Origin of the sequence: Thermoleptolyngbya sp. C42_A2020_037 (assembly GCF_015272455.1) — a bacterium.
In the GTDB taxonomy this organism is placed as follows: Bacteria; Cyanobacteriota; Cyanobacteriia; order Elainellales; family Elainellaceae; genus Thermoleptolyngbya.
In genome coordinates this window covers 56,178-77,918 of sequence record NZ_JACYLP010000025.1, presented here as the reverse complement: position 1 = coordinate 77,918, position 21,741 = coordinate 56,178, and the positions used below count along the sequence as shown (strand labels likewise).

The 21,741-nt window shown below is 57.0% G+C and carries 18 protein-coding genes and 1 tRNA gene; 11 read left to right on the top strand and 8 right to left on the bottom strand.

The features are described 5' to 3' along the window. The first annotated feature begins 1,286 nt into the window (after positions 1-1,286). The 4 genes from IGS16_RS07575 to IGS16_RS07560 all read left to right on the top strand — a co-directional run bounded on the left by IGS16_RS07575 (position 1,287) and on the right by IGS16_RS07560 (position 4,295). The gene (locus IGS16_RS07575) at positions 1,287-1,565 is read left to right on the top strand and encodes an Npun_R1517 family heterocyst differentiation transcriptional regulator (RefSeq protein ID WP_068511929.1); all 279 of its coding nucleotides are present in this window, start codon (positions 1,287-1,289) and stop codon (positions 1,563-1,565) included. 331 nt (positions 1,566-1,896) lie between these two features. Then, positions 1,897-1,969 (top strand) — tRNA-Glu (locus tag IGS16_RS07570). 427 nt (positions 1,970-2,396) lie between these two features. Further along, positions 2,397-2,999, top strand: a complete 603-nt coding sequence (locus tag IGS16_RS07565; protein ID WP_297084703.1) for a peroxiredoxin — start codon at positions 2,397-2,399, stop codon at positions 2,997-2,999. A 111-nt stretch (positions 3,000-3,110) separates the two neighbouring features. After that, on the top strand, positions 3,111-4,295 hold the full coding sequence (locus tag IGS16_RS07560) for a DNA double-strand break repair nuclease NurA (RefSeq protein ID WP_297084701.1): 1,185 nt from the start codon (positions 3,111-3,113) through the stop codon (positions 4,293-4,295). A 26-nt stretch (positions 4,296-4,321) separates the two neighbouring features. On the opposite strand, the gene IGS16_RS07555 is transcribed toward IGS16_RS07560, so the two are convergent. Continuing rightward, positions 4,322-5,473 carry a hybrid sensor histidine kinase/response regulator gene (locus tag IGS16_RS07555; RefSeq protein WP_297084759.1) on the bottom strand — a complete coding sequence of 384 codons (1,152 nt, stop codon included), beginning with the start codon at positions 5,471-5,473 and terminating at the stop codon, positions 4,322-4,324. 411 nt (positions 5,474-5,884) lie between these two features. Then, positions 5,885-6,322 (bottom strand): D-aminoacyl-tRNA deacylase, encoded by a 438-nt coding sequence (dtd, locus tag IGS16_RS07550; protein ID WP_297084699.1) that lies wholly within the window; start codon positions 6,320-6,322, stop codon positions 5,885-5,887. 209 nt (positions 6,323-6,531) lie between these two features. Between dtd and IGS16_RS07545 the strand changes: the two genes are divergently transcribed. Together IGS16_RS07545 and IGS16_RS07540 are read left to right on the top strand one after the other, a co-directional pair. Beyond that, positions 6,532-7,764, top strand: coding sequence for a methionine gamma-lyase family protein (locus IGS16_RS07545; protein WP_297084698.1), 1,233 nt, complete (start codon positions 6,532-6,534; stop codon positions 7,762-7,764). Between the two features lie 42 nt (positions 7,765-7,806). Then, positions 7,807-8,583 carry a CPBP family intramembrane glutamic endopeptidase gene (locus IGS16_RS07540; protein WP_297084696.1) on the top strand — a complete coding sequence of 259 codons (777 nt, stop codon included), beginning with the start codon at positions 7,807-7,809 and terminating at the stop codon, positions 8,581-8,583. 23 nt (positions 8,584-8,606) lie between these two features. Here IGS16_RS07540 and IGS16_RS07535 read toward each other — a convergent pair whose 3' ends face one another. Continuing rightward, the gene (locus IGS16_RS07535; protein ID WP_297084694.1) at positions 8,607-10,547 is read right to left on the bottom strand and encodes an ArsA family ATPase; all 1,941 of its coding nucleotides are present in this window, start codon (positions 10,545-10,547) and stop codon (positions 8,607-8,609) included. A 125-nt stretch (positions 10,548-10,672) separates the two neighbouring features. Here IGS16_RS07535 and IGS16_RS07530 point away from each other — a divergent pair, with 125 nt between their 5' ends. Then, positions 10,673-12,523 carry an AAA family ATPase gene (locus tag IGS16_RS07530; protein ID WP_297084692.1) on the top strand — a complete coding sequence of 617 codons (1,851 nt, stop codon included), beginning with the start codon at positions 10,673-10,675 and terminating at the stop codon, positions 12,521-12,523. Between the two features lie 170 nt (positions 12,524-12,693). Here the strand turns inward: IGS16_RS07530 and IGS16_RS07525 are convergent, their stop codons facing one another. The 4 genes from IGS16_RS07525 to ctpA all read right to left on the bottom strand — a co-directional run bounded on the left by IGS16_RS07525 (position 12,694) and on the right by ctpA (position 17,203). Further along, on the bottom strand, positions 12,694-13,602 hold the full coding sequence (locus IGS16_RS07525) for an ABC transporter ATP-binding protein (protein WP_297084691.1): 909 nt from the start codon (positions 13,600-13,602) through the stop codon (positions 12,694-12,696). A gap of 4 nt (positions 13,603-13,606) precedes the next feature. Continuing rightward, entirely contained in the window at positions 13,607-14,383 is a 777-nt protein-coding gene (locus IGS16_RS07520) for an ABC transporter permease (protein WP_297084757.1), read from the bottom strand. A 190-nt stretch (positions 14,384-14,573) separates the two neighbouring features. Beyond that, positions 14,574-15,812, bottom strand: coding sequence for an HD domain-containing protein (locus IGS16_RS07515; RefSeq protein ID WP_297084690.1), 1,239 nt, complete (start codon positions 15,810-15,812; stop codon positions 14,574-14,576). Positions 15,813-15,919: 107 nt separating this feature from the next. Beyond that, positions 15,920-17,203: a carboxyl-terminal processing protease CtpA gene (gene ctpA, locus IGS16_RS07510; protein WP_367185752.1), complete on the bottom strand. Its 1,284-nt coding sequence runs from the start codon at positions 17,201-17,203 to the stop codon at positions 15,920-15,922. Positions 17,204-17,479: 276 nt separating this feature from the next. On the opposite strand from ctpA, the gene petB reads away from it, so the two are divergent. From petB to rpiA, 4 genes are all read left to right on the top strand, one after another. Beyond that, a complete protein-coding gene (gene petB, locus IGS16_RS07505) occupies positions 17,480-18,148 on the top strand; it encodes a cytochrome b6 (RefSeq protein ID WP_068511890.1) in 669 nt (222 codons plus the stop codon). A gap of 153 nt (positions 18,149-18,301) precedes the next feature. Beyond that, positions 18,302-18,784, top strand: a complete 483-nt coding sequence (gene petD, locus IGS16_RS07500) for a cytochrome b6-f complex subunit IV (RefSeq protein WP_068511887.1) — start codon at positions 18,302-18,304, stop codon at positions 18,782-18,784. A 204-nt stretch (positions 18,785-18,988) separates the two neighbouring features. After that, positions 18,989-19,435 (top strand): anti-sigma regulatory factor, encoded by a 447-nt coding sequence (locus IGS16_RS07495; protein WP_297084686.1) that lies wholly within the window; start codon positions 18,989-18,991, stop codon positions 19,433-19,435. Positions 19,436-19,563: 128 nt separating this feature from the next. Further along, entirely contained in the window at positions 19,564-20,268 is a 705-nt protein-coding gene (gene rpiA, locus IGS16_RS07490) for a ribose-5-phosphate isomerase RpiA (protein WP_297084684.1), read from the top strand. Between the two features lie 44 nt (positions 20,269-20,312). On the opposite strand, the gene IGS16_RS07485 is transcribed toward rpiA, so the two are convergent. After that, positions 20,313-21,353 (bottom strand): DUF2325 domain-containing protein, encoded by a 1,041-nt coding sequence (locus tag IGS16_RS07485; RefSeq protein ID WP_297084683.1) that lies wholly within the window; start codon positions 21,351-21,353, stop codon positions 20,313-20,315. Positions 21,354-21,741 lie beyond the last annotated feature (388 nt).

Sequence of the window (21,741 nt, the reverse complement as noted above, 5' to 3'; positions counted from 1 at the left end):
ACCCAGTCGGGCATAAGTCGGGCGATCGCCCTGTCCACTCTCCTGCGTTCAGACAATAGCCCATTCGATTTGTGATAAATATCACCAGCACTTAAAAAATGCCCGTACAAACCCAGCAAAAACCTGTACCGAGTAGATTTCTTAATGCAATCAGTTGCACAATTCATACATTCTAATTTCGCTTTCAATTCTGCTGAGAACTCGCGAATTCCTTCTTTCTCTGGGCGATCATGTGGCAATTCCGGCGTGCTGAAGAATCCGATGGTAGAAGCCTGATTAGAATAGGACGTTTTGCGTAGAGAATTGCGCGGTTGTAATGAGGACAAAATCAGAGGCCCCGCTTCAAGTTCATTCAGAGACACCAACTTCTATACGTAAGTACGTAGAACAAGATTGGTGCGTTATCTGTACAGTCATGAATTACCGCTCAGAGCGCTGACAGCGGGAAATCCGAAGTTCGGATCGATACTCCGTACAAGCATGGGTATAAGCATATATGTCTCTAATGATGCGGGAGTACGAAAAGCCATTATGCATAATTCACAGTCAATTCAAACTGCTTGAAGCGCCGAAACCCTTGATATTGCGGACGGGCGATCGCCCTCAGCGTATTTTTTACCTGACGGTTGAAGGATATTGTCTGCTAATCTCCGTGTAGTTTGTGAGTTGTTCACTCCGTAAATTCCTGGGGCAACTCTACAGAAAAACAGCACGCTCTTGAATCGGGAGATTCCGTGTCATCTCAGATTTAAAAGTGTCTTTAACAACTGCGTGTTGAAAGTCAAAAAAGTTCGTTTGAAGGACATATAAAGACAAGAATAAGTCCTCACATACACTTCATAGAAACTAACTCCAGTCTCCCAAAGAAGAATGCTATGTTCAAATTACGAGCCATCTAGGCACTTGATTTCGAGAAATCCGGGGCTTTGATAGCGTTTGATAGTGGCAAATAGCAGACCGCAGGGCACTGCCAGGGGACTCTCAGATTTCGACTCAGTTGGCAACTTTAACTCATCCAGCAATCCAACTTTGTTGACTCACCTTGAGTTGTTTGTTCGCAAGTTCAATCCACAATTTGGGAATCCTGGAGATAGTCCGTTGGACTGAAGTGATTGAGTCGCTACTTAAATCCGCATCGAGTCAGCAACTCCCTCGAATCAATGGCTGACGGCTTTGCCAAAGTGTTTGACGTACTTATATTTGGTCTGTTTACGCTCCGGGTCTTCGTTGGCGTTCACTAAGTTTCTACTGGTCCTTTGTTCGGCGCAGGAGTGCGATTTTCAAACATGGAACCCAATTCTGTTCGATATCAGCCCGTTAATCCCGATGTGGGTGTTTATGACTGCGAGGTTCACCTCAAGTTTCGCCTGATCGAGGAGAAAGGAGCCTTGGGCAACCGAGAACACTTGCTCGACACCTTGCTGGATGCCTTTGCCTGTGGTGCGGATGAATACCTAGAACCCATCGAGGTAGAAGTGTCGGCTCAAGAGGTTCCCGAAGTCAACGCTTCGCCGCAAATGCGCCGCCAGTTGATTCGGCTGAGAAACTCCAGCGACGCAAGCTAGCCAAGCAGAACTGGCTAGTGCGGACAGAACTCTGAGATTTTGACGCTTCAGCAACTGTGAGCTTCCAGAGGAGGCTCTAGGTGAGCCTCTGGGAACTGCGGTGTTCGAGAGTGTGGCGATCGCCCTCCAGTCTCCCATCGCCCAAGTTCCCGCCTGTTGACGACTTCCTCCCGTCCAATTGTGCCTGCCCAGCTATGTCACTGGCTGCAAGTGAGCTTCCAGATTAACCGGATGGCACGTCAATGCCAGATTCCAGATTAATGCCGGATTTATGAAAAAGGTGTTGACATTCGCAACTTCCATTCGCTAGTCTAGTTTAGGTCTGGGACACGCCCCCATCGTCTAGAGGCCTAGGACACCTCCCTTTCACGGAGGCGACGGGGATTCGAATTCCCCTGGGGGTATCCCGCTAACGGTTGGTAAACGAGTTAAAGCCTCTCTGGAGTGAACCTCAGGGGGGCTTTATGGTTTTGAGACTCGATTGACTTAGCTACAGCATTTTCTTGCGGGGTGAGGCACATGCTGCCCTCACGAGGCAAGGGCTTATTGACCATCCGTGTGCCTCACTAGCTTCAAAAACGCTGTAGATTGACCTAGATTGAGAACAGACGATTTGCAAATTTTCGCTACAGCCTGTGCAACCTCGGCCACACGATAAGCAAAGCAGCAAGCTTATCTAAAAATTGCGCGGGTCGGGCGTTTTGCGGTTTCTTGCCCGATCTTCTGCCTGCCAGGGAAATGTAACGGTATGCTAAGAAAAGTGAGCTACGGAACTCACAGTTGCCAGGTTTACTCCCCCCCTCCCCCCTTGCCGTTACTCAGGTGAGCGTCATGGCTTTCTTTGGAGCGCTTTGGAAACTTTTACCGCAGGGGCGATCGCTCGTTCGTCCTGTCACGTGCCTGCTGTTGGGACTGCTGTTAGGTTTGGGGACTTGGTTTGCGTCGCCTGTTCCGACTGCGCTGGCGCTGGGTGGTCCGCAGCCCCCGCTTGACCAACCCGCTCCGGAGTTTTCCTTGCCCACCAACGTCGGCGACGGCACAGTTTCTCTGGCAGACTATCGCGGTAAGTGGGTCGTGGTGTATTTCTACCCCAAGGACTTTACGTCGGGCTGCACGCTAGAGGCACAGCGATTTCAGCGGGACCTGCCGCAATATCAGGCTCGCAACGCGCAGATTTTGGGCATCAGCGTAGACGATGTGGATTCTCACCGAGAATTTTGTGACTCTGAAGGGCTGAAGTTTCCCCTGTTAGCAGATACGACGGGTGCGGTGAGCAAGGCCTACGGTTCCTGGTTGGGCACTATGTCGCTTCGGCACACCTACTTGATAGACCCGGACGGCATTTTGCGGGAGCGGTTTTTGGGTGTCAATCCGGCCGTTCACAGCCGCGAGGTGCTGGCAAGACTGGACGAACTGCAAAAAACAGCCAGTTAATCCGCCAGTTAATCTGAGCATTTCTAATCAGAACGCTTGTATTGCTTTGCTGACCTAAGGTAGGATTTGGAGCAGACTGGGGGATTATTGGGAACCTCACTGCGGCCTTTTATGCTCGACTTGACCAAGCTTGCCCGCCAGATGCAAGGCATTAGCCAGCATCTCACTGCGGAGTCAATCGCCGCCCGCCAGCGGCTAGAACGGGCTGAAGCGCTATTGCAGGACGTGCAAGGGCAGCAGGCAGAATTGGTCACCCGCCAGCAGGAATGGGGCGATCGCCTAGGGTTTTCTGCTGCTCGTCCCGTGGAGCCGCTAAACACGCGCCTCCCCATTGCCCCGGCCCCCCGGCTGCATACCGTTTTGGCGACCGATGGCTCCCAAATTGCCCCCAGCCATCATGAGATCGCCTATTGCTATTTGATTAACGTCGGGCGCGTGGTGCTGCACTACGGGCAAAACCGCTATCCCTTGCTGGACAGCCAGCCGGAGGTGTTTTACCGACCTGAAGACCTGTACGTATCTCGCCAGTGGGGCATCCGCACTGAAGAATGGATGGGGCTGCGGCGCACGGTGTCGGAGGCGGCGGTGCTGGCAGAACTGGGCGAAGGAGAGAAGGCTGAGGCTCCAGAGATGCCCGCGCTGGCTATGGTAGACGGGTCGCTGATTCACTGGTTTTTGGAGCCGCTGCCAACGGAAGCCCGCGATCGCCTGCTGCCGCCCATCCTGGAAGCGTGGGAACGGCTGCGAGCAGCCCGCATTCCGCTGGTGGGCTACCTCAGCGCTGCCCGCAGCAGTGAAGCGCTGAATTTCCTACGGCTACACACCTGCCCCCATCCCCATCCCGACTGCCTCACTCACTGTCCGGGAAAGACCGAGGACGCGCCCTGTCAGGTGTTTGCGCCGCTGCGCGATACAGCGCTGTGGAATCTGCTGCTGCAACCCGGAGAGCGCAGCCCCTTGTGGCGCAGTTCCTCCCGCATTTTGGAGCTATACGGCCCGCACCATGTTTACTTTTGCTATGTCAACGTGGGCGCAGAGATTGCCCGCATCGACCTGCCGCAGTGGGTCGCAGAAGATGCCGCCTTGCTCAACAGCGCCCTCAGCCTGACGCTGGCCCAGGTGCAGAAGGGCTATGGCTATCCCGTAGCGCTCGCCGAAGCCCACAACCAAGCTGTGGTGCGTGGGGGCGATCGCGCTCGGTTTTTTGCGCTGCTTGAGCGGGAAATGATCCGCGCCGGGCTGAAAAATATTGGAACCTCCTACAAAGAGGCACGCAAACGCGGCAGCATTGCCTAATCCAGACAGTAGGTCACGCGGGCTAATCAGGCGATCGCCGCTAGTTTCGCGTCTTCTTTTTCCAGAGGCAGCAGGAACCAAAACTTTGCACCCGCCTTGGGACGGCTGTCTACTAGAATTTTGCTGCCGTGGGCCTGGAGAATTCGCTGGCAGAGGTATAGACCCAGCCCCAAGCCCTGTCGAGCATTTGAACCCCGCTGATGCAGACCAAACAGCCGCTGGCATTGATCCTGAGGAATCCCGATGCCGTTGTCCTGCACGCTAAAGCAAACCGAATCGTTTTCCTGACGCAGTTCCACCGTCAACTGAATCCCTGGCGGATTGTGCTTCAGGGCATTGACCAGAAGGTTTTCTAACACGTCCCACAGTCGCTTGGGATCGCCCTTGACGGGGGGCAACTCCGGATCAATCTTGCAAAGGACTGTGGCTCGCGACTTTTTGAGCAGTGGCTCCAAATCCTTGATTACCTCTTGCACCAGCTCATCGAGACGCAAAGACTGGGGCTGAATCGCCAGGTATGCATCTGGTTCGGCGTGGGCGCTCAGCATGGCGTTGATCAGGCCGAGATAGCAATCGACTCCCTGAGCCATGCGTTCTAGCTCAGAACGAGAGACTGAAACCAAGTCCGCATCTGGACTCTGGGGACAGGTCGTCCCCTTGAGCAAGTTCCCAAACACCATCTGCATCCCCAGGACAGGATTTCGCAGATCATGGGCGATCGCATGCATCACATCCCGCAGCGTCTGAACTGCACACTGACGGCTAAGGACTTCTTGCTGGAGGCGCTGGTTTTGAGAGCGTACCTGCTGCTGCAACGCCTGGAGCGACATCAGAATGCGAATTCTAGACTGCAACATCTGGGTGAACAGCGGCTTCACTAAGACATCAGACACGCCAGGATAAAGCTGGTCGGGATTGCTGGTCGGCGGCAGCAGCAGCAGAACAGGAATGCTGCTCGTGTTTGGATTGGACTGAAGTTGGCGGCAGGTTTCCAGGGCGATCGCCTCAGATTCGGCATCCAAGAGAATCAGCGCGGGCTGGATTTGAGCAGCCTCGGCGATTGCCCCTTCGCCCGGTTCACAAACCGACAATTTGAACCCCGTTCCATCTAATGCATCCGACGCTTTGACCGACGTTTCTGGGTCATGCTGAATTAGTAAGACGATGCCAGGTTCCATTGTCAAACGCTTGCTCCAACTCATGCCACTTGTTAGAAATTTCGCTTTAACTGCACTAATTGCACTAACTGCACTAATTGCACTGCTTTAACGGCACTGCTTTAATGGCGCTGCTTTCATTGCGACTCTGATTGCACTTCAGAAGCAATGGCTCAGTCCCCGACAAAAGCGTCTCAGACGGGCTTGCTCACCGCCCAGCGCTTTACGGTTGGCTTCATAATACTGTTCGGTATTCGGGAAAGCCCTCACCTAACAGGGTGTTTTTTGCAGCAAAATGCGGAATCTAGAGGGTGCGTTGTGAAGGGGACGGGCTGCGGTTCGCGTGTGTCCAGATTGCGTCCAGATTGCGTCCAGATTAAAACTGGTGGCTAGTTTCTCCAACGCCCGCTCCAATATCATTTTTCAGAATTATCATTTTTCCAGAATTAATGTGACCGGGCCATCGTTCTCAATCGACACCTGCATCATCGCGCCAAATCGCCCCGTCTCTACGCGCAGCCCGCTCTGGCGAAGCTTTTCGACAAACTGGTGATACAGGGCCTCGGCGAGCGGGGGAGCCGCGGCCTGATCAAACGACGGTCGTCGCCCCTTGCGACAGTCGCCATACAAGGTGAACTGGCTAATCACCAGCAGGTCTCCACCAACATCCAGCACCGACTGGTCAAATTTGCCGTCACCATTGGAAAATACCCGCAATTCCAAACACTTGCGCGTCATCCAATCCAGTTCCGCCTCGGTGTCTGTACTGGCGATGCCGACCAGCAGATTCAGCCCGCGCCCAATCTGCCCTACAACTTTGCCCGCTACCGTAACCTGTGATGACGACACCCGCTGCAACACGACCCGCATTTTCCCGACTCCTTGCTGTTCCAGAACGGCTCTCTGCTGGAATACTGTCCGAAATACTGTCCGAACTGTCTGAACCCTGTTTGAACCTTACTTGAACCTTGCTTGAACCTTGCTTGAAGACCACTGCTTCTATGCAGAACCCTGATTTTGCATGGCATCATAGGAGATTCGTGTAATTTTTCCTCTGTTCGCACAACGCTCTCTCAATCATGCTCAGTGCCAGTCTAATCGTCCAAGCAGAACACGCCCTCCAGCCTACCTTTGCCCGCATCGATGCCCAGGTAAAAGCGAACCTGCGGCGGGTGCTAGATGCCTTTCGGCATCACGGCGTAGGGGTTCATCACTTTGCCAGCGTCAGCGGCTATGGGCATGGCGATTTGGGACGGCAGGTGATGGATCGGGTGTTTGCCCAGGTGATGGGGGCAGAGGCGGCGGCGGTGCGGGTGCAGTTTGTGTCGGGGACGCACGCGATCGCCTCTGCGCTGTTTGGGGTGCTGCGGCCGGGGGACGAACTGCTGGCGGTGGCGGGCGCACCCTACGACACGCTGGAGGAGGTCATCGGATTGCGGGGCGAGGGGCAGGGGTCGCTGAAGGACTTTGGCGTGTCCTATCGGCAGTTGGAGTTGACCCCAGAAGGGGCGATCGCCTGGCCAGATTTGGCCACTGCAATTCGCCCGGAGACCAAACTGGTGCTGATCCAGCGCTCCTGCGGCTATTCCTGGCGGCAAAGCTTGTCGATTGACGACATCGCCAAGATTATCCACTTGGTTAAGCAGCAAAATCCTGATACCGTCTGCTTTGTGGACAACTGCTACGGCGAGTTTGTGGCAGACTGCGAACCGCCCACCGTCGGGGCAGACCTGATCGCCGGGTCGCTGATCAAAAATCCCGGCGGCACGATCGTCACCGCAGGCGGCTACGTGGCCGGCCGGGCGGATTTGGTAGAAAAAGCCTGCTGTCGGCTCACGTCCCCCGGCATCGGCAGTGAGGGCGGCACCACCTTTGACCAAAATCGGCTGCTGTTTCAGGGGCTATTCCTAGCGCCACAGATGGTGGGCGAGGCGATGAAGGGCAACCACCTGACGAGCTATGTGTTTCACCAGTTGGGCTATCCAGTGAATCCGCTGCCCAATGCGCCCCGCCGCGATGTGATCCAGGCGATTCGCCTCGGCTCACCCGAAAAGGTCATTGCCTTTTGCAAGGCGATCCAGGAATATTCCCCCATTGGGTCGTACCTCAGTCCCGTGCCTGCGGAAATGCCCGGTTATGAGAGCGAGCTAGTGATGGCAGGCGGCACGTTTATCGACGGCAGCACGTCGGAATTTTCTGCCGATGGGCCGCTGCGGGAGCCGTACACGGTCTTTTGCCAGGGGGGAACCCACTGGACCCATGTGGCGATCGCCCTCGAAGCCGCCATTGCAGCCGTTGGCCCAAAAACCTGACCCAAAACCTAAAATTCATGCCCACGGTCGGGCGCAGTTTACATGCAAAGAACCTGGAAGACAAAGCCAAACACAAAAATTGCTCTATTTTGGGCCATCCTGGGCGCGTTGGGGGCGCTGGCTGCTTTTCCCTACCTGATGGCGATCGCCCCTCTGCCTAAGGATCTGGCGGTGCCGCTGTCGGTCGTCGCCCTGGGGCAGGCTATCCAAACCGGCCTGGTGTTGTGGCCGTTGGGCTGGCTGGGGCTGCGGCTGGGGCGATCGCTAGAATTGGATTCACCACTGGCTCGCGCCTGGCTAACGGGCAGTCCCGCGCCCCCTGTGCCCCGTCATCGCTGGCTCGGCGTTGCCCTCCTCGGCTGTTTGGGCGGGCTGGCAATTCTGGGACTGGACATCCTGTTTCAGCCGTGGATGCCAGACCCGCTGGCGGGTTCTGCCGCCACCCTGCCCCAGGTGGATCTGTGGAAAGGGCTACTGGCCAGCATTTACGGCGGAATCACCGAAGAACTGTGGCTGCGGCTGGGGCTGATGACCCTGATTGCCTGGACACTGTGGCGGCTGGCAGCACGTCCCGCATCGCTACCCAGTTGGATATTCGGGATGGCGATCGCCCTCTCGTCGCTGCTGTTTGGGCTAGGGCATTTGCCCGCCGCCGCCGCAGTCTGGCCGCTGACGGGGGTGGTGATTGGGCGATCGCTGCTGCTAAACGGGCTGCTGGGACTCGTCTTTGGGGCGCTTTACTGGAAGCTTGGGCTAGAGGCGGCAATGCTGGCTCATTTTTGTGCAGACTTGGCGCTGCGGGGGGTCGCGAGTAGCTAGCCGCAGCCCCCAAATTATCCAAGCTAACCCAAATTAATTGATGGCAACGGCTCGAAGAGGAGCGTAGCGGCAAGCTGAATTAGCTCCTGCGGCGGAATTCCCCTGGGCAGACTGGCCAGCCGCACAATGGTTTGCCCCGGAAACTGCGCCGTGGGAATCTCCTGATCCGGCACGTAGCGGTTATGCACTAGATAGGTCTGCTGAATGCCCAGCGCCCTGAGCGAATCCGTCAGGCGGGCCGCTTCTGCCAGGATCGCCGACTGGTTTTGCGCCACGCCGATAAATTCTGTAAAGCTGGGATCTTTCAGCAGCTTTTGCGCCTTCACCACGCGCTGCCGCAGCGTCCGCAGGCGGCTCATCAAATCCACCCGCCCCACCACGTCCTGATATTTCAGCCAGAGCTTAAAAATCCAGCCGAGCCAATCGTTCAGCGCCATCGGCATTTCCAAAAAGCGCAGCAGGTGCCCGGTCGGAGCCGTGTCCAGAATCACCAAATCCTGGCTGCCGTCCTCTAGCAGGTCAATCACGGCGATCAGCGCCAGCATTTCGTCAATCCCTGGGAGCGCCTGGGATACAATCTGCCGCCACGCCTGCGGCCCGTAGGCGATTTGCAGTGCGTCGTCGCCCGTGTCGCCGCTCATCATCTCCGCCAATTCCCACAGGTAGTCTTCACGGAACTGATGCAGCAGGGTGTCTGCATCGATTTCCTGGGCGCTGAGGTTGGGCAAAAGATCAGTCGGATCATGCCCCAGAACGGTTCCAAAGGCATCGCCCAAGGAATGGGCCGGGTCGATGGAGATGACCCGCACCCGCTGCTGGGGATGGCGTTGGGCCATGCCCTGGGCGATCGCCCCTGAGAGGGTTGTCTTCCCGACTCCACCCTTGCCGCCGATGATCAGAAGACGACGGTGGAGGTCTAAAAAATCGGGAAGCGATGGCGGAATCGGGTGAAGGGTCGATGGCGCGACGGGTGGCGAAACCGGGGGCAGTGGCGCGAGGGTATGGGGCAGGAGTTGGGGCAGGAGCCTGTCGAGGGCTTCGAGGCCGACGGGTTCGGTGGGCTGCTGGGGCAGGATGAGCAGCGGAGGGTCGGGGCAGAGGGCGGCGAACTTTTCCAGGAGGTCGGCCTGTTCGCAGAGGCGATTCCCATAGGGATCGCTGCGCGAATCGCCCTCACTGGGCTGGCTGTCGGACAAGACGCGATTGACAACAATGCCGCCAATGGGAATGTGGAGCGTGTCGAGGGACTCCAGAAACCGTCGGGTTTCCTGGTAGCTCATCGGTTCCGGGATGGCGACAGCAAGGCAGGCAGTGCGGGTGGCATCTTGCAGCAGGGCGCGACCGTGGGATAGGCGCGTTTGCATCTCTGCCAAAAACTCATCGGCTGCGTCGGCGGCGTGCGTCCCGGCGAAGGTCTGCTGCATGACTCGATGCTTTTCCTGAAACAGGCTGAGGGCGGCCAGGAACTGATCCAAAAAGTCCATCAGCCCAAACAGGTTTAGCGTGTGCCCGCTGGGGGCCATGTCTACTACAATTCGGTCGCTCTCGCCGTCTTCCAGGATGCGCTGAATCTCCAGCAAGCTCATGAGTTCGTCCAGCCCCGGAAAGCCGAGATCCCACACGGGGCTGAGGTCTGCGCCTTCGACAAAGCTGCCGCGTTCCACCAATAGCTCCAGCACCGACCCGTAGCGGGCTTTAAACTTTGCCAGCAGGGCTGCCGCATCCAGGGCGCGGGTCTGGACGTTTGGCAAATCAGCGAGCGATCGCGCTTCGTCTGTCACCTCCGTCAGCAGCACATCCCCCAGGGAATGGGCTGGGTCGGTCGATATCAGCAGCACCCGTTCCTGGGGAAATTTTTGCCCCCAGCGGCGGGCGATCGCACAGGAAAGCGTTGTCTTGCCCACGCCACCCTTGCCGCTGACCATCAGCAACCGCACTGAATCAAACGAATCGAATGAACTCATGAACTTCTCAACCCCTGAACGTAACGCTGTATTACACCTGCCGCCTACTCGTTAGGGTTCCCCACCCGCTGGGATGACTAAATGAAGAAACGTGACCCATCTGCCAAATTGGGGCGATCGCAACCATGAGCGACCTGTTTAAGGGATTTGAGCAACTGCTGGAACTGGCCAAAGCCCTCGAAGAAAAAGCCGCCAGCGGCGAACTCAAGACCGACGTGCAGATCCATAGCCGTCCGCTGGGGAATATTCCGCGCCAGGGCAACATTCCCCGCACGGGCAGTCCGACCGGGGGAGCGGGAGTTGGAACCAGCCGTGTCCGCCCCAATGCCGCACCCAATGCCGCATCCGATGCTGCCCCCGACACGCCGCCCGTGGAAGCACCGGGAGAAGCGCCAACCGCATCGCTGCAAGACCTGGGCGGGCTAGGCGAGGTGCTGCGGGAATTGCGCGAGCAGGTGGAACTGCCGCTGAAGCGCCCTGACCTGCTGCAAAAGCTAGGACTGGAGCCGACGCGGGGCTTGCTGCTGGTGGGGCCACCGGGCACAGGTAAAACCCTGACGGCGCGGGCGCTGGCGGAGGAACTGGGGGTGAGCTATATCGCCCTAGTCGGACCGGAGGTGATCGGGAAATACTACGGCGAGGCAGAGGCGCGGCTGCGGGGCGTATTTGAGAAAGCGGCAAAGTCCGCGCCTTGCATTGTGTTTATCGACGAAATCGACAGCCTCGCGCCCGACCGGGCCAAAGTGGAAGGCGAGGTGGAAAAGCGGCTGGTGGCGCAGTTGTTGAGCCTGATGGACGGCTTTGCCAAGTCGCAGGGAGTCATCGTGCTGGCGGCGACGAATCGACCCGATCACCTCGACCCGGCCCTGCGGCGACCCGGCCGATTTGACCGAGAAGTGCAGTTTCGCGTGCCCGACCGCGATGGACGGCTGGAGATTTTACAGATCCAGACCCGCGCCATGCCCTTGCAAAACGTGGACTTGGGGGCGATCGCCGATCTTTCGGTGGGCATGGTGGGGGCAGACCTGAAGGCACTGTGCCAGAAGGCTGCCTATCTGGCCCTGCGGCGGCAAGTGCCCAGCCTCAGTGCCCCAGTTCCCGCCGATTTGCATATTACCCAGGCAGACTTTTTGCAGGCGGCCCAGGAGATTCGTCCCTCGGTGCTGCGGTCGGTGGAGGTAGAGTCGCCAGACGTGCGCTGGGACGACATCGGCGGGCTGGAGAGCGTCAAGCAAACCCTGCAAGAATCGGTCGAAGGCGCACTGCTCTATCCCGATCTGTATCGGCGCACGGGGGCGACGGCTCCGAGGGGCATCCTGCTGTGGGGCCCGCCGGGGACAGGGAAAACCCTGCTGGCAAAGGCGATCGCCACCCAGGCCCGGGCCAATTTCATTGCGGTGAACGGCCCCGAACTTCTGAGCAAGTGGGTCGGCGCGGCCGAGCAAGCCGTCCGGGAACTGTTTGCCAAGGCACGGCAGGCGGCTCCCTGCGTGGTGTTTATCGACGAGATCGACACGCTGGCTCCGGTGCGGGGCAGTTTCCAGGGCGATTCGGGCGTGGGCGATCGCGTCGTGGGTCAGCTCTTGACCGAACTCGACGGCTTGCAGGGCTGCACCAACGTCCTGCTGGTGGCAGCGACGAATCGACCCGATGCCCTCGACCCAGCGCTGATGCGGTCTGGACGGCTGGATCTCCAGCTCAAGATTGACCTACCGAATGCCGCCAGCCGTTTGGAAATCCTGACAGTACATAACGGCGATCGCCCCCTGTTTCACGTCGATCTATCCCACTGGGCCGCCCAAACGGACGGCTGGAACGGCGCAGACCTAGCGCTGCTGAGTAACCAAGCCGCCCTGCAAGCCATTCGCCGCCACCGAGCAGCCGGAAACCCTGATCCGAGTGCACTACACATTACGCAGGAAGACTTTGCGATCGCCCACACGCTGATTGCCAACCAGAAGCAGGCGGTGAGGTAAGGAGGTGGTAGAAGAGAGAAGAGAGAAGAGAGAAAAACGAAGAGAGAAGAGAGAAGAGAGAAAAACGAAGAGAGAAGAGCAGGTTTTCGTTCTTCCTTTTTCGTTCTTCGTTCTTCCTTTTTCGTTCTTCCTTTTTCGTTCTTCCTTTTTCGTTCTTCCTTCTTCCTTCTTCAGTTCAGAGGCGCTGCGCCAAGCTGGGTCACTTCCATGTAAATGTGCGATAGCCCCACGGGTTGCCGACAGACCGAATCGAGGGAAATGCCTTCAAAGCAGGCGATGATGTCCTGCATGTCTAGGTAGGCGGGCAGCCAGAAGGTGAGGTCGTTGCCGTAGCGGCGGCAGGGAAAGCCGAGTTGCTGGGCGCGGGCGATCGCCCTCTCTTCCTCTGTCGTTTGCACTAGCACCACCTCCTGGGCGGGTACGTAGCGCCGCAGTTCTGCCAGGGTTCCCTCTGCCAAAAGGCGGCCGCCTTTGAGAATGCCAATGCGGTGGCAGAGGCGTTCGGCCTCTTCCAGCAGGTGGGTGGTCAGCAGGGTGGCAATGCCCTGGTCGCGCAGACGACGGATCAGTTCCCACAGTTCATAGCGGGCTTCGATGTCGAGGCCGGTGGTGGGTTCATCCAAAATCACGAGTCTGGGCTGATGCACCAGGGCGATCGCCAGACTCAGCCGCCGCTGCATCCCGCCGCTGAGGGTTTCTACAGGGGAGTTAGCGCGATCGAGTAGGTTCACTGCCGCCAGACAGGTGGCAATCCGGAAATCCCGCTTTTCCCTAGGAACGGCATAAATTCGCGCAAAAAAGTCTAGATTTTCAGCACAGGTGAGCGATCGATACAGCAGGTTTTCCTGAGGCACGATGCCGATCAGCCGCTTGGTGGCATCCGAGACAGGAATGCCGTCAATAGTAATGCGGCCGCTGTCGGGTTGCAGCAGGTTGCAAATCAGGTTGATAGTGGTGGTTTTGCCCGCACCGTTGGGCCCCAGCAGGCCATACACCTCGCCGGGACGAACGTCCAGCGTTAGATTTTGCAAAACGGGGCGATTGCCGTAGGTTTTGGTCAGCGTTTCTAGATGCAGCACTGGGCTACAGCCTCCTCTCGACCCGCACCATGCGGCGATAGGCCAACCAGCCCCCGGCAACCACAGCAGCCGCAAAGCCAGCCAGAAATCGCAGATGTAGCCCCACCTCAGCTCGTTCCCCATCCGCTACGGACACGCCGGCCAGCGCCTCAATCATGTGAAACACTGGGTTGAACGCTGCCAGATTCAGCAGCGTGTCCGGGAAAAACTGCGTCGGCACAAACGCGCCGCCTAAAATTAGCAGCGGCACGCCAAAGGTCGCCACCAGCGCATTTACGTCTTCCGTGCGGCGGGCAAACTGCGTCCCCAGAATAAAGCCCACGCCAACGTAGCTGGCAATGCTGAGCAAAATCACCAGCAGCTTCAGCGGCGGCGACCCCTCAAACGTTGCGCCCATGATGCTGGCAGTGGCATAAATCAGCAGCGCTTGTCCCAGCCCAATGTAGGTGTGCGCCAGAAAAATGCCGAGAAAATAAGATGTGCCGCTGAGGGGCGAGATAAACAGCCGCTTGAGGGTCTGCTGCTCGCGCTCTGCGACCACCGTGGACACACTGCCACCCAAACAGCTAAAGAACAGGGCCGCGCCCACCAGCGACGCAGGCACACAGCGCTCAAAGGCTTCTGCTTCAGAGAGATTGCCAGATTCGGTCAGCAGGTAGGCGTTGAGCAGCAAAATTGTAACTGGAAACAGCGTCCAAAACAGGAGCGATCGCCCCCGACGCACCAGTTCCCGCAAAATTCGCTGCGCCACTGCCAGCGTTTCTCGCCCATAGCCGCGCACCTTCACGCCAAACTTGACTCCTAACAGGGCCCTCGCCTCCCGGTGCAACCTTTGTGCCAGTGATCCCGCCGATCATACCCTTAAAATTCACAAGAGTTTATAAACCAGGTGGCAGGGAAAAAACTGGCACGAGGGAATGTCCACACGCGATTGCCTGTTCAGAATCAACGAGCGGTTCAGGCTGGCAGCCTCATCGCCACCCAGTCGCCGGATCAATCTCTCGTGGATGAATCAGCCAGCTTCGCTGGAGCGGCTGGGTCAGCGTTTTCACCAGCGGGGAGAGTTCGCTTAGCTCTTGCAGTCCGTTTTCGGTTTGCAGCTTGATGCCGCGCTGATAGAGTGTATAACCCCGGCTCAGTGCCACCCGAATGCCACAGTAATAGTCGGCGGCGAGGCCCCGATGGGAGAGCGATCGCCTCACTTGCTCTAGAACCTCTGGGTGGGACTCTGGGGAAAGCGGGCTAATATCAGTTGCTTTGAATAAATCTCGATCCACAAATCGGCGGCAGAGATCCGCCAGCACTGGGTCGTCGTGCTGCTGCCAGCGTTGCAGGTGATACACAAACACGCCGTCGTCTGCCTGGAGATATTGCGCCAGGGGCAGATCGTTGCAGTCGCCTTGTAGCCACGCCGTCACTGTGTCGTCGGCGGATAGCTTGCCCAGTGCCAGCAGTTCCCGCGCCCGCCGAAACGCCTGCTGCAAGACCCAGGTCGCCGCGATGTTTTTGGGATGGTTATAAATCTGGGCATACATAAAGTAGCGGACAATCAGATAATGCTCGATCGCCGCCATCCCTTTTTTCGCCACTACCAACTGTTGAGTCGTGGGATCGTAGCCCATCGCCATGACAATCCGATCCAGATCGAGCCGTCCGTAGGATGCGCCCGTGAAGTAGCTGTCGCGCATCAGGTAATCCAGGCGATCGCAGTCTAGCTGGCTGGTCACGAGTTGCCACACCACAGGGAGCGGGTGTGTTTTCAGATAAATCTGCGAGAGTTGGGGCAATAATGCGGGGTCGTGTTCATCCAGCCGCGATCGCACGGGTTCGGACTCATCCAAGATGCGCCGCGTCCAGTGTTCGTGGTGGCTACCAAAAATCTCTTCGCAGGTGTGGCTGAAGGGGCCATGCCCAATGTCATGCAGCAGCGCCGCACAGAGAACCGCTGCGCGGTGGGGCTGGAGTTCTGCATGACGGGTTGCCAGACGGTCAAAGGCACGACGGGCGATCGCCATCACGCCCAGCGAGTGGGTAAACCGCGACGACTCGGCCCCGTGGAACGTCAGGCTGGCGGGGCCAAGCTGGCGAATCCGCCGCAATCGTTGAAACGCAGGCGTATCGATCAGGTCAATCAACAATGCCTCAGTCGGATCAGCGCGATCGAGGGCGATCGCCCCATGCAGCGGGTCGTGATAAGTGCGTCCGGGCATTTAGGAATGGGGGTATGGAGCTAGGGTTGGAGAAAGATGAAGAGATCCTGCATGGTCGAATCCCTGATCTCACCATCATCATTCTTCCCAACACGCCATTTTCCCCGTCACCCCGCCGCTCCAGCCACGACCATCTGCTGCGTCAGCGCTTCGATCGCCGCCTGATATTGCTCATCGGCTTCTGTGGCGACCTGTTCGCGGCTAGTAATGTTGAGGGAAACCGAGCGATCGGGTTCGATGCCAAGGCGATTGATATCTCTGTGGCTAGGCGTTTCGTAGCGGGCGATGGTCACCGCCAGACCCGACCCGTCCGACAGCCCAAACAGCGATTGAATCAGCCCTTTGCCAAAGGTCTTTTCACCAATCAACTGGGCGCGTCCGTTGTCTTGCAGTGCGCCCGCCAAGATTTCGCTGGCGCTGGCCGTGCCCTGGTTCACTAGCACGATCAGCGGGTCATCCGTCAGCGGCTCTGACAGGGCCTCAAAGCTGTCCTGAATGCCGTCGCGGTTGACCGTGTAAACAATCGTGCCGTCGCGCAGCCACAGCCGCGCAATGTCGATGCCCGCTTGCAGCAAGCCGCCAGGATTGTTCCGCAAGTCCAAAATGTAGGCGTTGGCATCCTGCTTTTCTAGACGGGCGATCGCATGGGCTACCTCTTCTGCGGCGTTGGCGCTGAACTGGGTGAGGCGAATGTAGCCCACCTTGGTTCCGTCGGGCTGGGGACGCAGTTCGGCGTAGACCGGGTTAATGGTGATGCGATCGCGCACCAGTTCCACCTCCCAGCTTTTCGGGCTTTCATCGCGCCCAATCGTCAGCACCACACGGCTTCCCGCTGGTCCACGCATCCGCTCGGCGGCTTCGTCCAGGGTTAGGTTCGCAGTGACCTCGCCATCGATTTTCAAGATGCGATCGCGCGGTTGCAGGCCAGCCCGGTCTGCGGGAGAACCCTCAATCGGCGTAATCACACGCAGATCGCCCGTGTCGGGATCTTGGGCAATTTGCAGCCCTACGCCGCTCAGTTCGCCAGACGTATTGGTTTGCAGACTGCGATACTGATCCGGCTTCAGCAGGCGCGTATAGGGGTCGTCCAGCCCTGCCAGCATTTGCTGAATCGCAGCGTAGGTATCTTCACGGTTGGTCGGAGCCTGCTTCAGCACCTTCTGGCGCACCAGCCACCAGTTCTGATTGTTAAAGGTGCTGTCTACATAGGCGCGATCGACAATCCGCCAAACTTCATTCAGCAGCTTCTGCTCCTCAGTGAAAGCATAAGCAAGCGGCGTATTCACCTGCAACGCCATTAGCCCCGTCAAGAGCCAAACCAACGCAAACCCAAGTAGTCGCTTTAATCCCTGGCGCTCTAACCCCAGGCGTTTTAATCGATGTTGCTTCATAAAACATATCTTAACGTTCTACTCAGACTGGCGGCTATCCCAGGCGTACCCATTCTGAAAGGATTGGCGGCGATCGCCCCAAGCCTGCTCCCTTCGAGTTAACCAGCCATCGTAGCAGAACCCGCAGTCTTTATGACTTCTCTGTAAAATTGCAGCGCCGCCCAAAAAGTTGAATGAAACCTGTGCCGGATCTTGGTTACAGCGTGAAATCTGATGAGTAGCTATGTTACATTCTTTAGAAATGGCAATACATCTCTTTTTTGGAATTCTTGCTTCATGTTTACAAAGCAGGTAACTGACTCGAAAGCGTACCAGTGGTTTCAGGAGCGGCTGGAAATCCAGGCACTTGCTGATGACATCAGCAGCAAGTACGTCCCTCCCCACGTCAATATCTTCTACTGTCTCGGTGGCATCACCCTAGTCTGTTTCATCATTCAGTTCGCCACCGGGTTTGCAATGACCTTTTATTACAAACCCACAGTGACTGAGGCGTTCTCCTCGATTCAGTATCTAATGACCGAGGTGAACTTTGGCTGGCTCATCCGCTCGATCCATCGCTGGTCTGCCAGCATGATGGTGCTGATGATGATCTTGCACGTCTTCCGGGTTTATCTGACGGGCGGCTTCAAGAAGCCCCGCGAACTGACTTGGGTGACGGGCGTGATTCTAGCAGTCATCACCGTCTCCTTCGGTGTGACAGGCTATTCGCTGCCTTGGGATCAGGTCGGCTATTGGGCAGTCAAGATCGTGTCTGGCGTGCCCAGTGCTATTCCCGTCGTCGGCGACCAGATTGTAGAACTCATGCGCGGTGGCGATAGCGTGGGGCAGGCGACCCTGACTCGCTTCTACAGCCTCCACACGTTCGTGCTGCCCTGGTCGATTGCGGTGTTCATGCTGCTGCACTTCCTGATGATCCGCAAGCAGGGCATCTCTGGCCCCTTGTAAATTGCAGTGATTGGGTCGCTGAGTTGGAAGAGGGCGATCGCCCTTTCAATGCTTCAGCCGATCCTTTACACTGCTGGAATCAGTTAGCTGCTGGGAAACCCAACCGTCTTCCCCTTTGTTCGATCCTTGCTGCTTAGGAGAAACCTGAACCATATGGCAACCATTAAGAAGCCGGATCTTAGCGATCCCGCATTGCGCGAGAAACTTAAGAAAGGCATGGGTCACAACTACTATGGTGAACCCGCCTGGCCCAATGATCTGCTATACATCTTCCCGGTGGTAATCCTGGGAACCATTGGCTGCGTAGTGGCGCTGGCTGTGCTAGACCCCGCTCTGGTGGGTGAACCCGCCGATCCCTTTGCGACTCCCCTGGAAATCCTGCCGGAGTGGTATCTGTACCCCGCATTCCAGATTCTCCGGATTGTGCCGAACAAGCTGCTGGGTGTGGCGCTGCAAAGTGCTATTCCCCTGGGCTTGATGCTGGTTCCCTTTATCGAAAGCGTGAACAAGTTCCAGAACCCCTTCCGCCGTCCGGTCGCGACGACGGTCTTCCTGTTTGGAACGCTGGTGACGCTGTGGCTGGGCATCGGCGCAACCTTCCCGATCGACAAGTCTCTGACCCTGGGCTTGTTCTAGGGATGTTTTTCTAGCTTTATTGGAGCGACTTGCTCCGGCTGACTCGGCGCTCGTGCATCTACTGGGAGTGTGTCTTTCTCTTCTGGTTGCTGTACGGGCGCTTTGTTGTGAAGTGAAGTTGTGAAGTGAAATAGTCCTGGCTTTGAACCGGAGCGCTCGACGCAGACTGCCTCAATCCTTTGCCGTTTCGCCGAATCTTTAATCGTGGTGGATGTCATTCAGCAGCGAGAGCGATTGGTGGTGCCCAGCCAGCTAACCGCTCTGAATCCAATCCAAACCTGGTTCCGACAGTTTTGCCTGCAAAACGAAGGGCGCTATCCCTGGCTGGCCCATCAGTGCGATCGCCTCAATTTAGCGCTGGCTGAAGGCTTCACCAACGCTGTTCGCCATGCCCACCGGGGGTTGCCGCCAGAAACACCAATCGAGATTGCGCTGGCGCTGCACGAAGACTGGATCGAAATCCGCATTTGGGACTACGGTCGCCCGTTTAATCCCGATCGGCTCAAGGAACCCCAACCCGGCACGCTGCAATCGGGGGGCTATGGCTGGTTTTTGCTACGACGGTTGACCGATCGCGTGTCCTATGACCGCTACATCGACGGGCGCAACTGCCTGCAACTGGTAACCTACGGCTTCAAGCACCCCGTTTAGGTCATGCTAACTGATTCCTGAATCTGCGGAGTCTAACCTTTGTATCCATCGTGTCGGCTGAATTGCTCAAGGATCGCGCCTCGAAGTGGTAGCCTGTAGAGTTGATGTGTGTTGTAGAGGGAGGCGTTATGAGCGAAGATGCCGTTAAGGTGATGAAGCAGCAGGTGGGTATTGCGGCAGCGCAGCGCGTGCAGTCTGGCTCCATCGTCGGGCTGGGTACGGGGTCTACGACAGCTTTTGCAATTGAGCATCTGGGCGATCGCCTCAAATCGGGCGACCTGAAAGACATTAAAGGCATTCCGACCTCGTTTCAGGCATCGGTGTTGGCTAAGAAATACGGCATCCCCCTGGTAACGCTGGACGATGTGGAAAAGATCGACATCGCCATTGACGGAGCCGATGAGGTCGATCCCAATAAGGTGCTGATCAAAGGCGGCGGCGCAGCCCACACCCGCGAGAAAATTGTGGACTCTCTGGCGGACTTGTTCATCGTTGTCGTAGACAGTACCAAACTGGTAGAGACGCTGGGGTCTACGTTTCCGCTGCCCGTCGAGGTGCTGCCTGTGGCGGTGGCCCCGGTGACGCGGGCGCTGGAGGCGCTGGGCGGCAAACCCGAACTGCGGATGGGTGTCAAGAAGGACGGCCCGGTGATCACGGATCAGGGCAACATGATTCTAGACGTGACCTTTGGCAGCATTCCTAATCCGGCCGAGTTTGAGAAGACGCTAAACAATATCCCCGGTGTTTTGGACAACGGCCTGTTTGTAGGGCTAGCGGATGTGGTGCTGGTGGGCGAAGTCAAAGAGGGACAGCCCACTGTCCGGGAGCTATAGTGCGGGAGCTATAGCTGCTCCGATGGGCGAAGGAAAATCAAACGCTAAGCGGGTTTTGAGAAGTGATTGACGTGGCGAGCAAAAAGCTGAGATTTCAGCCCGTATTCGATTGCCTCCAAAATGCGAATCACGCCTGTGGTGTTGATCATTTCAGGAGACTTGCCTGCCCGCTGAGCGGCCTGCATGGCCTTATCGGTGAGTTTGTGGCTCGTGTAGCCTGTCATCACAAGAACCAGATCGGCGCTGGCAACGTGGCTTTCGGCCTGTTCGGCAATCTGGGGGCCCGCCTGCGCCGTACACCAGACTAACTCGACTTTTGATTCCCTCAAACGGTTTCGCACGGCGGTTTCTAATCGGTCATGCCCGCCGAAAATGACAACTTTGCCCTCAAGCTGGGCATAGGGGTTGGGGCGCTTTTCGGAGGTGCGATGGCGAACACGGGGCTGGACGTTGGGCGCACGCTCGACGCGAGAGCGGTTTTCTAGTGCTTTGTTGTAGATAAACGTGAGGGTCTGCTCGTGGCTACCCCGCAGGCGAGCGACGGGCCCTTCCTCGCTGTAGGCGTTAATTTGCTCGATGAGCTTATCGACCACCTCTTCCAGCGCGCCGATCGCTTTCAGGTCATGCACATAGCCTCGAATGGCGATCGCCGCATCGGTTGCATTATAAAAATCTTCCTGCTCTGCGATCATTTCCAGCAGGTCATCTTTGAGGGCCTGTCGCCAGCGGGCTGCCTGTTCTGCGACGCGCTCATCAATCAGCCGCTCCTCGTTCAAAATCATCTGGCGATCGACCATTTGTGCCGCCAGTTCTGGCGCATCGGCAATTTTTTGGCGCAGGTCGGCAACTTTTTCTTCCAGTTTGGTACGGGTCACGCTGTCTGAAAAATCACCCGGCTCAAACTTAGCGAGCATTCGCTCCGTTTCCTGGAGTAGCGGTTCTAGTCTCTGGCGAATTTCGACAACTTTTTGCTGAATTTGTTCATCCCGCTGCTGCTGTAATCGTTTTTCTTCTAGTTCTATCTTTGCCAGGGATAATAAATCTTTGACGGATGACTCCAGGTCATCTAAATCGTTGATATCCATACAGTTTTCTCCGAAGCAATAAGGGATTAATTTAGGGGCTATGAATTCGGTCGCGTAAAAAGAAAAGAGGGTTGGTACCCATCAGCAGTACCAATATCGGGTGGTATCGATTATCAGGTGGTATCAACCGTGGCATCACAGCGGCATCAATGCGGCATCAATGCGGGTTGACGCCCAGTTGACTTCTAGTTGACACCAACGTCCAGGAAGAACCCAGTATTCCCGTATGAGAACCTAAATACTATCTCGAATCGGATCTTGAATACGATCTTAATAAAACAAGTATTGAGTTCTGATTGCCAAATCCTTGGCTCCCTTCTTCGCCAGAGAATCCCACTGGTTAGTCATCATGCCTGCCGTTTGTTAACTTACTAAGTTGACGATACTC